Origin of the sequence: Xanthomonas phaseoli pv. dieffenbachiae (genome assembly GCF_008639345.1) — a bacterium.
Taxonomy (GTDB): domain Bacteria; phylum Pseudomonadota; class Gammaproteobacteria; order Xanthomonadales; family Xanthomonadaceae; genus Xanthomonas; species Xanthomonas phaseoli.
Map to the genome: position 1 here is coordinate 355,670 of NZ_CP041380.1, position 15,743 is coordinate 371,412.

Genomic DNA, 15,743 nt, shown 5'->3' on the forward strand with positions numbered 1-15,743 from the left:
GTGACACCCGGATGACCGACTATGCCGCGCGCAAGCTGACTGAAATGTTTGTTGAAGCCGAGATGGGCCAGCCGCTTCCTTGGCTGATGCGCTCACGTAGGACGTGCATTCGCTGTGTGCATCGCATTATTGCTGGGCATTCCGAACGCACGCACGCTGCGTGAAAGGGCGATGGTGCAGGCGCTGGCGTGGTCTGCATCACCGTAAGAGCCCGCCTGCACCTGGCTGCTGGTCGTATGGCCGGCGATGGTGCGAGGACGCTTGGTGCTTCGGCGCAACGTGAGTGCATGGCACTGCCCTGGACCCTCACCCCAACCCGTCTCCCGCGGGAGAGGGCTTGTTGCAGGTGGCTGCCGAGACGTGTGGTTCACCCGGGTATCACCCGTTTCAGGCAGGTCAGGCCGGCAATGCGCTCCATCCTTGCAGGTTATGCAGCACGAGTAACGGCAGCCGTGCAGCACGACTCAGGACTGGCATGCAGCAGGATGCTTGCGAGATGATCGAGCGCAGCGCTAGCGGTGCCCGCGCTCTTCGCGCGCACGTACGCGGCGGTCGAACAGCAGCGCACTGACCACGATGCCCAGCCCCAGCACGACCCCGAGCAGGAACAGCACCATGGCAATGGCCGGGTAGCCCCACAGCTTCAAACCGGTTTCGATGCGCATCATCTGCGCCGACGCCATGATCAGCGCGGCGGTGACGATGCCCGCCGCCACGCGGTTGGCGATCTTCTGCAGGCTTTCTATCAGATGCGATTCTTCCAGCCCGGTGACGCGCATCTGCAGGCGGTTTTCCGCAGCCAGCGACAGGATCTCGGACATGCGGCGCGGTCCTTCGCGCACCAGATGCTGCAGTTCCATCGCCTCGCTGGCGAGGTTGGCGGCGGACAGGGACTTCTTCAGACGCGCGCGCATCACGTGCTGCAGATGGCGCTCGACGATGCGGCGCGTGTCCAGCGTGGGCGACAACGCGCGGCACACGCCTTCCAGATTCAGCAAGGTCTTGCCGAGCAGGCTCAACTCCGGCGGCGTCCGCAGGCCGGTCGAGGTGGCGATGCGCACCAGATCCAGCACCACCCGGCCTTCGGAGGTGGCATCGTGCGCTGCATAGCGCGCGATCATCTGCCCGGTTTCGCGCTGGTAGCGCTCTTCGTCGTAATCCTCCAGCCGCGTGCTCAGCGCAATAGTCTCTTCGGCCACTTCCTCGCCGCGCCCATCGACCGCGGCAAACAGCAGCTTGAGCAGGCGCTCGCGCAGCCGCGGCGGCACATGCGCCACCATGCCCAGGTCGAAGATGGCCAGGCGCCCGTCTTGCAGCACGCGCAGATTGCCCGGATGCGGGTCGGCATGGATTTCGCCATGCACGAACATCTGGTCCAGATACCCTTTGACCAGTTCCGCGGCCAGCTCGTCCATCGGCTGTTCGGTGCGACGCAGGCCGGAGATCTTGTCCACGCGCACGCCTTCGGCCAGCTGCATGGTCAACACCTTGCGGCTGCTCAGGTCCCACACCGGTTGCGGCACCCACAGCAAGGGGAACGGCTTGAGGTGCTTGCCGAAGCGCGCCAAGGTTTCGGCTTCGTCCTCGTAGTTGAGCTCGGCGCGCAGGGTCTTGCCGAATTCGCCCAGCCAGTCGGCAAAGCGCACCCGCCGCCCGATACCAGTGAGGCGGTCGGCGGCGGTGGCGAAGCTCTTGAGCACGTCCAGGTCCGAACGGACCTGCGCGGCCACTTCGGGCTTCTGCACCTTGATCGCTACCGGCGTGCCGTCGCGCAGCGCAGCGCGGTGGACCTGCGCCAGCGAGGCGCAGCCCAACGGGACCGGGTCGAAGTGCGAGAAGGCCTTGTTGACCGACACGCCGAGTTCTTCCTCGATGATCTGGCGGATGCGCTCCACCGGCACCGAGCTGGTGTTCTCCTGCATGCGCTCCAGCGCGGTGGCGAACTCCGGCGGCACGATGTCCGGGCGCGTGGACAGCATCTGGCCCAGCTTGACGAAGGTGGGGCCTAGCGATTCCAAGTCGGAGACGAACTGGTCCGGGGTGCCTTCTGCGGGCACTTCGTATTCGTTGATGGCCGCCGGATCCAGGTTCATGCCAGCGAACACGCCCGAGCCGCGATAGCGCAACAGCAAGCGCAGGATCTGCGTGCGCCGGCTCATGCCGCCAATCACGGCATGATCGGCCGGGCTTGCAGCCGGGGCGCGGTGCGGGTCGTTGTGACTCAAGGCCATCTCCGGGGCGTCATGCAGGCGGCGAGTGTGGCCAGCGACGGGTCGTCGCGTGGTGAATCCGCGCCCGCCCGCACACCGCAGGCAAGCCTGCCCGGGGCAGGCACGAACGGCCGCAAGCGCAGGCATAGCGGTGCTTGCATCGCCCCGCCAACAGCATGCAACGACCGCGCAATGGCGGCTCATCACCCCACGCGGGTGCGGGATCGGCGAGAATTCGCGACCACCCTAGAAGGACCTTGCGCATGGCCGGTGCCAGCCTGTTCACCCTGCTCGACGACATCGCCACGCTGCTGGACGACGTTTCCATCCTGACCAAGGTTGCGGCCAAGAAGACCGCAGGCGTGCTGGGCGACGATCTGGCGCTCAACGCGCAGCAGGTCACCGGCGTCACTGCCGACCGCGAACTGCCGGTGGTGTGGGCGGTGGCCAAGGGCTCGCTGGTCAACAAGATGATCCTGGTGCCGGCGGCCTTGGCGATCAGCGCGCTGGAAGCCTGGCTGCGCGGGCGCGGCTACAACGTCCCGTTGGTGATGCCGCTGATGATGATCGGTGGCGCCTACCTGTGCTTTGAGGGCGTGGAAAAGCTGGCGCACAAGTTCCTGCACAACGACGAAGAAGAAGCGCAGCGGCATGCCGAACGCACCCGCGCGCTGGCCGACCAGAACGTGGACGTGGTGGCGTTGGAAAAGGACAAGGTGAAGGGCGCGATCCGCACCGATTTCATCCTCTCGGCCGAGATCATCGTGCTCTCGCTGGGCGTGGTCTCGGAGGTGTCCTTCGGGCAGCAGGTGGCGGTGCTGGTGGCCATTGCGCTGGCGATGACCATCGGCGTCTACGGCGTGGTCGCCGCGATCGTGAAGCTGGACGACCTGGGCCTGTACCTGACCAAGAAGGGCGCCGCGCTGGCGGCCCTGGGTCGCGGCATCCTGGTGGCGGCACCGTGGTTGATGAAGTTCCTGTCGGTGGCCGGCACGCTGGCGATGTTCCTGGTCGGCGGCGGCATCCTGGTGCACAACATCCCGGCGCTGCATCATCTGGTAGTGGATCTGGCCAAGTCGGCCGGCGGCATGGGCTGGCTGGTCGAAGCGCTGGGCAACATGCTGGTTGGCGTGGTCGCCGGTGCCGTCGTGCTGGGCGCGGTGATGCTGTTTCAGAAGCTGCGCGGGACCAAGCCCGCGCATTGATGCATGCGCGCCGCCAGACAAGCCTGCACGGGAATCACTGCGCGGCGACCGCTCGGGCACGCCGGGCGTTCGCGGCCGGTCGCCGCTAATCCGCGTTGATCACCCGGTTCTTGCCGGCCGCCTTGGCGTCGTACATGGCGCGGTCGGCGCGGCGGATGACCTCGTCCTGGGTCTCGTCGGTTCCGCGTAGCGCCACGCCGGCGCTGAAGCTGATAAACACGCGCACGTCGTCATGCAGCAGCGAGCGCTGCGACAGGGCGCGTTGCAGGCGGATCACTGCCGCGCTGGCTTCGAAAATGGTCGAGTCCGGCAGCAGCAGGACGAATTCCTCGCCGCCGAAGCGGGCGATGGCGTCGGTGGTGCGCAACACCGCCTTGGCCACCTCCACGGTGTGGCGCAGCGCCGCGTCGCCGCCGGCATGGCCGTGGGTCTCGTTGAGGCGGCGGAAGTCGTCCAGGTCCAGCATCGCCACGCACAAGGGCTGGCCACTGCGCTGGGTGCGCACGGCCTCGCGCTGGAACAGTTCTTCGAAGCCGCGCCGGTTGAGCGCGCCGGTCAGCTGGTCTTCGCGCACCAGGCCGGCGACGTCCTTGAGCTCCTGTTCGAGGGATGCGATGCGCTGTTCGGAATCTTCCACCTGCCGGCGCGCCGCGAGCAGTTCGTCGCGCGCCGCCAGGGCCTGCGCCTGCACGCCGGCGGTGTCCTGCAGCAGATCCTGCAGCAGCCGGTTGAGGTCGGGAATGCCGCGCGCCTCGCCGATCGCCTGCGAATACCCGGCCACGCGGTCGTGGTATTCGCCCGTGCTGGTGGCCATGCCGTCCAGCCGGTCGACGAAGGACACCATCATTTCGCGCATGGCGGTCTTGGATTCGGCGATGCCCTGCTTGAGCAGGCCCTGCTTGTAGGTCACCTCGCGCAGGGTGCCACGTGCCTGTTCGATGGAACCGACGTCCAGCGGGCCGGAAATCAGTTGCCGCACCACCGAGATCTGGCCCTGCAACCAGCTGCGATCGTCGAGGAGTTCGCCGACGTTCTCCAGCAATAGGTCGAACAAGCCCAACAAGAGGTTCTGTTGTTCGCTGGCATCTTCGGCGCGCAGGCCGATCTGGTGGCTGAGTTCGCGCAGGCGTTGTTCCAGCGTGATCAGCTCGTGTCCGGGGCGCCAGTGGCGCAGCGCCGAGGCCAGCGTTTGCGCCTCTTCGGCCAGCTCCGGGCTGCGTTGCAACAGCGTGGCCAGCGCATTGCCCAGCGCGTGGCGCAGCAGGTCGCGCAGCTGCTCGGCCTCCGTGCGGCCTTCGGCCAGCGAATCGCCGATGTCGATGGTGCGGATGTATTTGTCGATGAGCTGGCGCAAGGCACGGCCATAGCCGGGCCAGTCGCCGGCCGCATAGGCCGCGCTCAGGCGCACGCCCATGTCGCCGAGCTCGCCATGCAGGCTGGCGATGCCTTCGGCGAACGCGAGCAGCAGCGCCTCCGGATGCGCGGCATGCGAAAACAGCCGTATCAGCAATGCAGTGGCAGCGGCCGGATCGTGTGCGCCGGACTTGGCCTTGGCGGGCACCAGCTGGTGCGCGGCCATGCCAGGACCGCTGCGCTCTCCCTTGATCACCGTCGGCAGGGCAGCGGCAGGGCGTGCGGTGTCCGTGCCGCCCCAGGGCAACAGGCGGCGCAGCCCGCCACGGGGGCGGCTTGGGTGTTCGGGCTGGTCTGCCATGCGCCAGGGTCTCGGAATGTCTTGTGCTAACGCTCGATATCGGCGCGCAGCGGGGGCGCTTGAGCAAGCCGGGCCGTAGCGCGCACCGACGGCCTGCAGGCCAAACGCGAAGCGCGGTCGCGATCAACGAAGTGAGGCGTCGATGAACCGGTTACCCAGATGAGGGCGAGCGCGGCCGAACGTTCCCGTATTCGGTGCATGTCACGGCACACGCACCGATACGGGGATGTCATTGCACTGCAATGTGGCGCTTATGCCTTGCGGCATGCGCAACTGTGCGTAAAGGAATGTGGGCTGTCGCAGAAAAGTCAGCACGTGTTCACGCATATTTTATTTGGTCGGGGTGTAGATTCCTCTGCAAGGGCGACGTGGAGTCCGCGCGTTGCCCACGCTCCTCACTCGTAGCAAGTCGTCTGGCTGAATCGGCAGACGGCGGTTTTCGCTTCGCCGTTTTTCCGTCTCCACCCACATTACGACGGACGTTTAGATGGTTGCCATGATGCCGCTTCACGCCACTACCGCACGCGTAGAGCGCAGTACGCTGCTCCCGACTCTGAAGAAGAGTGGGCGCCCGCGCGATGCGCGTGGCCGCTTCATTCGTCACCACGAGCGCTTGCCGGTTTCGTTGGCAGATACGCGCGGCGCCTTGTTCGTGGTGTCGGAAATGGCCGACTTCATCAAGGCCGGCGGGTTGGGCGACGTGGCGGCCGCGCTGCCGCGCGCGCTGCGCCATCGCTACGACGTCCGCGTGCTGATCCCCGGCTACCGTGCCGTGCTCGAGCGCGCAGGCAAGGTGGAGATCGTGGGCCGCGTGTTGGCGCATGCCGCGCTGCCGGCCTGCGACATCGGCCGCATCGTGCAATCGGACGGGCTGCCGATCTACATCCTGCTGTCCAAGGAACTGTTCGAACGCGACGGCTCGCCCTATGTGAGCACCAGCGGTTCGGAGTTCGAAGACAACGCGATCCGCTTTGCCACCTTGTCGCATGCCGCCGCGCAGATCGCCGCCGGCCACGCCGGCTTGGGTTGGAAGCCGCGCCTGCTGCATCTGAACGACTGGCCATGCGCGCTGGCGGCCGGCTATGTGCGTTGGTCCGGCGGCACTACCCCGTGTTTGCTGACCATCCATAACCTGGCCTACCAGGGTCTGGTGCCTTATTCGATGGCCGCCGCGCTGGGCATCCCCGCCGAGCGGGTGGCCGAGCTGGAGTTCTACGGGCAGATGTCGTTCCTGCGCGGCGGCATCGTCAATGCCGACCACGTCAACACGGTCAGCGTCAGCTACGCCAAGCAGATCACCGGCCCGGCCCAGGGCTGCGGCCTGGACCGGCTATTGGCCGGTCGCGCCACCAAGGGCGCGCTCACCGGCATCGTCAACGGCATCGACGCCAGCTGGGACCCGCGCACCGACGAATACCTGGATTCGCACTTCAGCGTGAACCAATGGCAGGGCCGGCAGGACAACGCGGCGCAGGTGCGCAAGGCGTTCGGGCTGCGCGAAAGTACCGGCCCGCTGTTTGCGGTGGTGTCGCGGTTGGTGCACCAGAAAGGCCTTGATCTGATTTGCGAGGTGGCCCCGCAGATCGTGGCCGCTGGCGGCCAGATCGCGGTGATCGGCGGCGGCGAGCCGGAGATCGAACGCCAGGTGGCCGAGCTGACCCGGCGCTACCCCGGCCAGGTAGGCGCCTTCATCGGCTTCGAGGAAGGCCTGGCCCGGCGCATGTTCGCCGGTGCCGACTTCCTGCTGATGCCCTCGCGCTTCGAGCCCTGCGGCCTGAGCCAGATGTATGCGCAGCGTTTCGGCTGCCTGCCGATCGCGCACGCGACTGGCGGGCTGATCGACACCGTGGACGATGGCGTGACCGGTTTCCTGTTCCAGCATGCCAGCGTCGAAGCCCTGCGCCGCTGCCTGGAGCGCGCCTTCCGCACCTTCCGCCTGCCCAGCCTGCTGTCTGCGATGCGGCGCGCAGCCATGCTGCGTCCCAGTGGTTGGGACGTGGCAGGCAAGAAATACCTGTCGCTCTACGAACACACCGCGGCAAACGCGCCCGCGCTCGCGACGGTGTCATGAGCGAACGGCAGGGCGGGCAGGAGCAGCGCACGGAAGCAGACGGCGTGACCACGGAAGGGATCTCGGAAATGTCGCAGACCCTGCAAGCCCTGGCCGACGGCCTGCCGGCCGATGCCTTTGCAGTGCTTGGACCGAAGCCGCTCGCCGATGGACGCCGTCAGGTGCGCGTGCTGGCCCCGGGCGCCGAGGCGATGGGCTTGATCGACCCGCGCGGCAAGCTGCTTGCGCGCATGCAGGCCAGCGCCATCGATGGCGTCTTCGAAGGCATCCTGGCGGTCGATGGGCCCTACCGGCTGCGCATCGTGTGGCCAGACAGGGTGCAGGAAGTCGAAGACCCGTACGCGTTTGCGGCCACGCTGGATGAATCGCTGTTGCTGCAGATCGCTGCCGGCGATGGCCAGGCCTTGCGCCGTGCGCTGGGCGCGCAGCATGTTCACTGTGGCGAGGTGCCGGGCGTGCGCTTTGCGGTGTGGGCACCGCATGCCCAACGCGTGGCGGTGGTCGGCGACTTCAACGGCTGGGACACGCGACGGCATCCGATGCGGCATCGCATCGGTGGCTTTTGGGAACTCTTCCTGCCGCGCGTGGACGCCGGCGCCCGCTACAAATATGCCGTCACCGCAGCCGATGGGCGGGTGCTGCTCAAGGCCGACCCGGTGGCGCGGCAGACCGAATTGCCACCGGCAACCGCCTCGGTGGTGCCCAGCGCCACCACATTCGCCTGGACCGATGCGGCCTGGATGGCCAGCCGAGACCCCGGCGCGGTGCCCGCGCCGCTGTCGATCTACGAGGTGCATGCCGCCTCCTGGCGCCGCGACGGGCACAACCAGCCGCTGGACTGGCCGACCCTGGCCGAGCAGCTGATTCCTTACGTGCAGCAGCTCGGCTTCACCCATATCGAATTGCTGCCGATCACCGAACACCCGTTCGGCGGGTCCTGGGGCTATCAGCCGCTGGGCCTGTATGCGCCCACCGCGCGCCATGGCAGCCCGGACGGCTTTGCGCAGTTCGTCGATGCCTGCCACCGCGCCGGGATCGGCGTGATCCTGGATTGGGTCAGCGCGCACTTCCCCGATGACGCACACGGGCTGGCGCAGTTTGACGGCGCCGCACTGTACGAGCATGCCGACCCGCGCGAAGGCATGCATCGCGACTGGAATACGCTGATCTACAACTACGGCCGGCCGGAAGTGACCGCTTACCTGCTCGGCAGCGCGCTGGAGTGGATCGACCACTACCACCTCGACGGCCTGCGCGTGGATGCGGTGGCCTCGATGCTGTATCGCGACTACGGCCGTGCCGAAGGCGAGTGGGTGCCCAACGCGCAGGGCGGCCGCGAGAACCTGGAGGCGGTGGCGTTCCTGCGCCAGCTCAACCGCGAAATCGCCACGCAGTTCCCCGGCGTGCTCACCATTGCCGAAGAATCCACCGCCTGGCCGGGCGTGACTGCTGCGATCAGCGATGGCGGCCTGGGCTTCACGCACAAATGGAACATGGGCTGGATGCACGACACGCTGGGCTACATGCAGCGCGATCCGGCCGAACGTGCGCAGCACCATAGCCAGCTCACCTTCGGGCTGGTGTACGCCTTCGACGAACGCTTCGTGTTGCCGCTCTCGCACGATGAAGTGGTGCACGGCACCGGTGGCCTGCTCGGGCAGATGCCGGGCGATGACTGGCGCCGCTTCGCCAACCTGCGCGCCTACCTGGCGCTGATGTGGGCGCACCCGGGCGACAAGCTGCTGTTCATGGGCGCCGAGTTCGGCCAGTGGGCCGACTGGAATCACGACCAGTCCCTGGATTGGCACCTGCTGGACGGCGCGCGCCATCGTGGCATGCAGCACCTGGTAGGCGATCTCAACGCCGCGTTGCGCCGCACGCCGGCGCTGTATCGCAGCAGCCATCGCGCCGACGGCTTCGACTGGAGCGTGGCCGACGATGCGCGCAACAGCGTGCTGGCGTTCGTCCGCCACGATCCTGCCGGCGGCGCACCGTTGCTGGCAGTGAGCAACCTCACCCCGCAACCGCATCACGACTATCACGTGGGGGTGCCGCGTGCCGGCCTCTGGCGCGAAATCCTCAACACCGACAGTGCCCATTACGGTGGCAGCAACCTCGGCAACAGCGGTCGCCTGGCGACCGAGCCGGTGGGCATGCATGGGCATGCGCAACGTCTGCGCCTGACCCTACCGCCGCTGGCCACGATCTATCTGCAAGCGGAGAAATAACGATGAACCAGCGCAATGCAATCACACCGGCCTGGGGCGCCTGGCCGGCGGGTGAGGGACAGGTGCGCTTTGCGCTCTGGGCTCCGACAGCCAAGAACGTGGACGTGGTCTTCGACAACGGCGTGCGCAGCGCGCTGCAGGCCGGACAGGACGGCTTTTTCAGCGCCCTCATCGGCTGCGCTGCCGATGCGCGTTACCGCTACAGCGTCGATGGCGGCGAGCCGGTCCCGGACCCGGCCTCGCGCTGGCAGCCCGAAGGCGTGCACGGCCCCAGCGCGGTACAGCCAACCGACGGCTATACCTGGCAACACACCCAGTGGCAGGGGCGGCCGTGGGACGAGGCAGTGATCTACGAATTGCATGTCGGCACCTGCGGCGGCTATGCCGGTGTGCAGGCGCAACTGCCGCAGCTTGCGGCAATGGGCATCACCGCCATCGAACTGATGCCGTTGAGCGCGTTTCCCGGCGCGCACAACTGGGGCTACGACGGCGTGTTGCCGTATGCACCGGTGGAAGCCTATGGCACCCCCGACGAACTGAAGGCGCTGATCGATGCCGCGCACGGGCATGGCCTGATGGTGTTGCTGGATGTGGTCTACAACCACTTCGGCCCGGACGGCAATTACCTGCACAGCTATGCCGCGCCGTTCTTCAACGAGGACAAGCCCACCCCGTGGGGCGCGGCGATCGATTTCCGCAAGCCACCGGTGCAGCGCTATTTCCTCGATAACGCGCTGATGTGGCTGCACGAATACGGGTTCGACGGCCTGCGCCTGGATGCGGTGCATGCGATATCGCCCAATGCGTTCCTGGATACCTTGCGCGAGACAATCGAGGCCAGCCTGCCGGCCGGGCGGCATGTGCACCTGGTGCTGGAAAACGAGGCCAACCAGGCCTCGCAACTGCAGCGCGGCTATACCGCGCAGTGGGACGACGACTTCCATAACGCACTGCATGTGCTGCTCACCGGCGAAGAGGAAGGCTATTACGCGGCGTTCGCCGACAAGCCGACCGAGCACCTGGCGCGCGTGCTGGGCGAAGGGTTCGCCTACCAGGGCGAGCCGGATCCGCGCGGACATGTGCGCGGCGAGCCCAGCGGTGCGCTGCCGCCGCATAAATTTGTGGTGTTTGCGCAGAATCACGACCAGATCGGCAACCGCGCGCGTGGCGAGCGGCTGAGCGTGCTGGTGTCGCCGCAGCGCCTGCGCGCGGCGTTGGCGCTGACCGCATTGACGCCGATGATTCCGCTGTTTTTCATGGGCGAACCGTGGGGCGCCAGGCAACCGTTCCTATTCTTCACCGACTTCGGCCCGCCGTTGGACGAGGCGGTGCGCGAAGGCCGCCGCAAGGAGTTCGCCCACTTCGCCGCGTTTGCCGATGAAGCCCAGCGCGCCACCATTCCCGATCCGAACAGCCATGCCACGTTCGCGGCATCGCGTGCGCCGATCGCCGATGCCGCGCATGGCGAAGGCGCGCAGTGGGCAAGCTGGTTTACAGCGCTGCTGGACGTGCGGCGTCAGTGGCTGGTGCCGGGCCTGGCGCAGGCGCACGCCGTGCGTGCCAGCGTGCTTGCCGATGGCGCGGTGACCGCCACCTGGGAGCTGCCGGGCGGGCTGTGGCATATCGCCTTCAATGTCGGCACCCAGCCGGTGCCGTTGCCGCCGCTGCGCGGACGCGTGGCGCATGTCGAAAACGTCGCTGCCGATGCGCAGCAATTACCGGTCGACGGCTTCATCGCCTGGCACGAGGCGCAGGCATGAGTGCGCGCGATGCGGGCGGGGACGACCTGGGCACCCTGGCCGCCGCGGCTGGGGTGATGGTGGATTGGGTGGATGCCAGCGACCAGCCGCGGCAGGTCTCCGAGCAATCGGTGCATGCGGTGCTCACCGCATTGGAATTGCCGGCCGCCACCGCGGCGCAACGCGCCGACAGCCTGCGCCGCTGCCAGGCGCAGGCCAGTGAACCGGCGCCGCTGTTGACGGTGCAGGTGGGCCAGCCGCTGCCGTTGCGCGTGGCGGCACACGCCAGTGGCCGCTGGAGCGACGACAGCGGCGCCAGCGAAGACGCACGCGCCGATGCGCAAGGGCGCCTGTGCGCACCGCAGCAGTTCGGTTACTGGACGCTGCAGATCGGCGCGCTCACCCAGCAGGTGGCCGTGGCGCCGCCACGTTGCTTCAGCGTGGCCGATGCCTGCGGCCAACCATCGCCGCGTGCGTGGGGCATGGCACTGCAGGTGTATTCGGCACGCAGCCTGGATGACGGCGGTATCGGCGATGCCGCCGGCACGGTGGAATGGTTGCGGCACGCGGCCCTGGCCGGCGCCGACGCCCTGGCATTGAGTCCGGTGCACGCCGCGCGCCCGGTGAGCGGCGGTTACAGCCCGTATTCGCCCAGCGACCGGCGCTTTCTCGATCCCTTGCACGCCGCGCCGGTGCGCATCCTGGGCGAACTGGCGCTGGATGCAATCAGCGCGGTGCCCGGCCTGCGCGAATGTTTCGATGGCTTGCACAACGCTGCACTGATCGATTGGCAGGCCTCGGCGCACGCCAAGTGGGAATTGCTGCGCCAGTTGTATACGCGCGTGTCCCCCGATCATGCCGATCTGGTCGCCTTCCGCAACGCCGGCGGCGCAGCGCTGGAGGGCTTTGCACGCTTTGCCGCGCAGGATTTCGGCGACAACGATCCGCAGCTGCATGTGTTCACGCAATGGCTGGCAGCGCGCAGCTGGTCCGATGCGCAACGCGAGGCGCACGAGCGCGGGATGAAGATCGGCTTGATTGCCGACCTGGCGGTGGGCTTCGACCCCAACGGCGCCGAAGCCGCCGCCGCCGCCGACACCGTATTGCGCGGCCTGGTACTGGGCGCGCCGCCGGATGCCTTCAATGCCGATGGTCAGCATTGGGGCATCGGTGCGTATTCGCCCACCGCGCTGCGGCGCAGCGGCTACGCGCCGTACATCGCGCTGCTGCGCGCAGTGCTGCGCGACCGCGGCGGCATCCGCATCGATCACATCCTGGGCCTGATGCGGCTATGGGTGGTCCCCGATGGCGCCAGCTCCAATGAAGGTGCGTATCTGACCTACCCGTTGCACGATCTGCTCAACCTGCTGGCGCTGGAATCGTGGCGGCACCGGGCGATCGTCATCGGCGAGGATCTGGGCGTGGTTCCGCCAGGTATCCGCGAAGAACTTTCGCGGCGTGGAGTGATGGGCATCGATGTGTTGATGTTCACCCGCAACGACGATGGCGCATTCGTTTCGCCGGCGCTGTGGCGGCCGGACGCGATCGCCACCACCACCACGCACGACCTGCCCACGCTCACCGGCTGGCGCGCCGGCCGCGATATCGAATGGCGGCGCAAACTGGAATTGATCCAGCCCGCGCAGGCCAGCGATGATGCCGCCGCGCGCAACAAGGATGTGGCACGGCTGGATGCCGCTGTCGAACTTGCCGGCCTGAGCAGTGCGCGCGACCCGCTACTGGGCGCATTGCGCTTCACCGCCACCAGTGTCTCGCCGCTGGCCTTGTTGCCGGTGGAAGACGCGCTGGCCCTGGACGAACAACCCAACCTGCCGGGCACCGTCGAAGTGCATCCCAACTGGCGTCGACGCCTGCCCGATCCCTTGCCGCATGCGCGCCTGAATTCGGCGCTGCACGGCTTTGCCGAGGCGCGTCGCGTCGCGGCCGTTTCGGAACCGCATCCATGATCGATCTTCGCGCCACCGCCCGCCTGCAGCTGCATGCCGGCTTCACCCTGCACGATGCGATCGCGCAGGTGCCGTACTACGCAGGCCTGGGCATCAGTCACCTGTACCTGTCGCCGATCGGCACGGCCGTGCCGGGCTCCACGCACGGCTACGACAATATCGACCCGACCGTGGTCAATCCCGAACTCGGCGGCGAAGAGGCCTTGGTGGCGCTCTCGCAGGCCGCGCGCGAACACGGCATGGGTCTGATCGCCGACATCGTGCCCAACCACATGGCCACGCATGCGCAGAACGCGTGGTGGTGGGATGTGCTGCGCAACGGCCGCAGCGCCAAGCACGCCGACTGGTTCGACATCGATTGGCGCGCGCCCGGGCGCGACGGCAAGCTGTGGCTGGCGGTGCTGGATCGCCCGTATGCGACAGCGCTGGCCGAAGGCCTGATCACGCTGGTGATCGAAGACGACGGCAGCGCCGCCTTGGCGCATTACGACCAGCGTTATCCGATTCGTCCGCAGACGCTGGACATCCCCGAAAAGGGCGCACGTGCGCAGTGGCTGCGCGACTACAACGACGGCGCCAAGCGTGGCGATGGCCGCCTGCACAAGTTGATCGAACGCCAACCGTATCGCCTGAACTGGTGGCGCGTGGGCAACGACATGCTCAACTACCGCCGCTTCTTCGATATCACCTCGCTGGTGGCCTTGCGGGTGGAATTGCCGGCGGTGTTCGACGCGGTGCACGCGTTGCCGCTGCGGCTGGTGGCCGAAGGCCATCTGGACGGCTTGCGCATCGACCACGTGGACGGGCTGACCGACCCCACCGGCTATGTGCGCAAGCTGCGCAGCCGGCTGGATGCGGCCGGCCGCACGCGTGGGCTCAAGCCCGGCACGCTGGGCCTGTACCTGGAAAAGATCCTCGCACCGGGCGAGTACCTGCCCGCCGATTGGCCGTGCGATGGTACCACCGGTTACGACTTCATGGACCAGGTGGGCGGGCTGCTGCACGACGCGGCCGGCTTCAAGCCATTGGCGCGTGCCTGGCAGAAGCTGAGCGGACGCAGTGGCGATTTTGCGCAGGAAGAACGCACCGCCCGCGACGAGATCCTGCGTGGCCCGCTGCAGAGCGAATTCAATCGCGCCGTGGGTGCCTTGTCGGCGTTGGCGCGGCTGGATCCGCCCACGCGCGAGTTCAGCCCGCAGATGCTGGCGCGCGGCTTGTGCGTGCTGCTGCGCTGGTTCCCGGTGTATCGCACCTATGCCGGCGCCAAGGGCATCACCGGCAGCGAAGCGGAGCGTTTGCGCGCCACCGCGGCAAAGGCGCGCGAGGGGATGCCGGAATCGATCGTGGCGGCCGTGGATGCGATCGAGCGCTGGTTGCTCGACGATGCCGGCGCAGTCCGGGCGCAGATCGCCTTGCGGCGCATCCTGCGTCGTCGCGTGGAGCAGCTGTCCGCACCGCTCAATGCCAAGTCGGTGGAAGACACCGCGTTCTACCGGCATGGCGTGCTGCTGTCGCGCAACGAGGTCGGCAGCCATCCCACCCATTTCGCCAACGACGCGGCCGAGTTCCACGCGCAGAATCTCGAGCGTGCCAAGCACTACCCACGCGCGTTGCTGGCCACCGCCACCCACGACCACAAGCGTGGCGAAGACCTGCGCATGCGGTTGGCGGTGTTGTCCGAGCAACCGCGCTGGTGGATCGAGCAGAGCGCCCAGTTCGATGCGCTGGCCGACGCGCTCCAATCGCCGGCCCTGGCTGGCGGCGACCAGCAGATGCTATGGCAAACCCTGGTGGCGGCGTGGCCGATCGGCCTGGGCGCCGACCAGACCGAGCCACTTGCCGGCTACGCCGAGCGCATCGCGCAGTGGCTGCTCAAGGCGGTGCGCGAAGCCAAGCTGCACACCAGCTGGACCGACGGCTCGCCGGCCTATGAGCAAGCCGTGCAGGCCACCGTGGAGCAGGTGCTGTGCAGCCGCGCCGGGCTGCCGTTGCGGCGCGCGCTGCTGCGCGCCAGCAACCACATCGCTGCCGCGGGCGCGCGCAACAGCCTGGTGCAAACCACCTTGCGCCTGACCGTGCCCGGCGTGCCCGACCTGTACCAGGGTACCGAAGGCTGGGATCTGTCGCTGGTGGATCCGGACAACCGCCGTCCGGTGGATTACGCCCAGCGCCAGCAGTGGCTGCAGCAGGCGCGCGACTTCACCGGGTTGCTGCGCAGCTGGCGCGATGGCGCGGTCAAGGCACGCCTGACGGCGCTGTTGCTGCAGTTGCGCGGCGAATTTCCAGCGCTGTTTGCGAAGGGCGACTATCAGCCGCTGAATGTGGCGGTCAGCGGCGATGCGCAGGTGCTGGCATTCCGTCGCCAATACCGCGGTCAGTCGCTGGTGGTGGCCGTTACGCGGCTGGGCGCCGGGGTTGAGGGCGAGGGCGATCTGCCGTTGCTGGTGGCGCCTGCCGCCTGGGGTCAGGCGTCGTTGGCATTGGGCGAGGGCACATACCGTAATGTGCTCGACGGCAGCACGCTGCAGCCGCAGCGCGGCCGTGTGGCGCTATCCACGCTGTTTGCACGTGCGCCGGTGGCAGTGTTGCTGTCCCAAGACAATTGACCC

General features: G+C 67.6%; 9 protein-coding genes. 7 read left to right on the forward strand and 2 right to left on the reverse strand.

Annotated features, from left to right (window positions below; translation table 11 throughout):
• Nucleotides 1-11 precede the first annotated feature (11 nt).
• A complete protein-coding gene (locus tag FLG15_RS23290) occupies nt 12-164 on the forward strand; it encodes a hypothetical protein (protein ID WP_162267515.1) in 153 nt (50 codons plus the stop codon).
• A gap of 348 nt (nt 165-512) precedes the next feature.
• Here the strand turns inward: FLG15_RS23290 and FLG15_RS01660 are convergent, their stop codons facing one another.
• Entirely contained in the window at nt 513-2,414 is a 1,902-nt protein-coding gene (locus FLG15_RS01660; RefSeq protein ID WP_209228142.1) for an ABC1 kinase family protein, read from the reverse strand.
• A 59-nt stretch (nt 2,415-2,473) separates the two neighbouring features.
• Between FLG15_RS01660 and FLG15_RS01670 the strand changes: the two genes are divergently transcribed.
• Entirely contained in the window at nt 2,474-3,415 is a 942-nt protein-coding gene (locus FLG15_RS01670) for a DUF808 domain-containing protein (RefSeq protein WP_150145429.1), read from the forward strand.
• An 85-nt stretch (nt 3,416-3,500) separates the two neighbouring features.
• On the opposite strand, the gene FLG15_RS01675 is transcribed toward FLG15_RS01670, so the two are convergent.
• Nucleotides 3,501-5,129: a GGDEF domain-containing protein gene (locus FLG15_RS01675; protein ID WP_057677638.1), complete on the reverse strand. Its 1,629-nt coding sequence runs from the start codon at nt 5,127-5,129 to the stop codon at nt 3,501-3,503.
• Nucleotides 5,130-5,616: 487 nt separating this feature from the next.
• Between FLG15_RS01675 and glgA the strand changes: the two genes are divergently transcribed.
• The 5 genes from glgA to treY are packed head-to-tail and all read left to right on the forward strand — an operon-like array spanning nt 5,617 to nt 15,740.
• Nucleotides 5,617-7,200 carry a glycogen synthase GlgA gene (gene glgA, locus FLG15_RS01680; protein ID WP_150145431.1) on the forward strand — a complete coding sequence of 528 codons (1,584 nt, stop codon included), beginning with the start codon at nt 5,617-5,619 and terminating at the stop codon, nt 7,198-7,200.
• Complete coding sequence (locus tag FLG15_RS01685; protein WP_057677640.1) at nt 7,197-9,428, forward strand: 1,4-alpha-glucan branching enzyme; 2,232 nt, start codon at nt 7,197-7,199, stop codon at nt 9,426-9,428. Before glgA ends, FLG15_RS01685 begins: the two co-directional genes overlap by 4 nt.
• Nucleotides 9,429-9,430: 2 nt before the next feature.
• Entirely contained in the window at nt 9,431-11,188 is a 1,758-nt protein-coding gene (gene treZ, locus FLG15_RS01690) for a malto-oligosyltrehalose trehalohydrolase (protein ID WP_057677641.1), read from the forward strand.
• On the forward strand, nt 11,185-13,134 hold the full coding sequence (locus FLG15_RS01695) for a 4-alpha-glucanotransferase (protein WP_057677642.1): 1,950 nt from the start codon (nt 11,185-11,187) through the stop codon (nt 13,132-13,134). Before treZ ends, FLG15_RS01695 begins: the two co-directional genes overlap by 4 nt.
• Complete coding sequence (gene treY / locus FLG15_RS01700; RefSeq protein WP_150145432.1) at nt 13,131-15,740, forward strand: malto-oligosyltrehalose synthase; 2,610 nt, start codon at nt 13,131-13,133, stop codon at nt 15,738-15,740. Before FLG15_RS01695 ends, treY begins: the two co-directional genes overlap by 4 nt.
• The last annotated feature ends 3 nt before the right edge of the window (nt 15,741-15,743 follow it).

Bases quoted from the DNA above. Each gene is read 5' to 3' on its own strand.
- FLG15_RS23290 (WP_162267515.1), top strand. From the start codon at position 12: ATGACCGACTATGCCGCGCGCAAGCTGACTGAAATGTTTGTTGAAGCC.
- FLG15_RS01660 (WP_209228142.1), bottom strand. From the start codon at position 2,414: ATGAGCCGCCATTGCGCGGTCGTTGCATGCTGTTGGCGGGGCGATGCA.
- FLG15_RS01670 (WP_150145429.1), top strand. From the start codon at position 2,474: ATGGCCGGTGCCAGCCTGTTCACCCTGCTCGACGACATCGCCACGCTG.
- FLG15_RS01675 (WP_057677638.1), bottom strand. From the start codon at position 5,129: ATGGCAGACCAGCCCGAACACCCAAGCCGCCCCCGTGGCGGGCTGCGC.
- glgA (WP_150145431.1), top strand. From the start codon at position 5,617: ATGGTTGCCATGATGCCGCTTCACGCCACTACCGCACGCGTAGAGCGC.
- FLG15_RS01685 (WP_057677640.1), top strand. From the start codon at position 7,197: ATGAGCGAACGGCAGGGCGGGCAGGAGCAGCGCACGGAAGCAGACGGC.
- treZ (WP_057677641.1), top strand. From the start codon at position 9,431: ATGAACCAGCGCAATGCAATCACACCGGCCTGGGGCGCCTGGCCGGCG.
- FLG15_RS01695 (WP_057677642.1), top strand. From the start codon at position 11,185: ATGAGTGCGCGCGATGCGGGCGGGGACGACCTGGGCACCCTGGCCGCC.
- treY (WP_150145432.1), top strand. From the start codon at position 13,131: ATGATCGATCTTCGCGCCACCGCCCGCCTGCAGCTGCATGCCGGCTTC.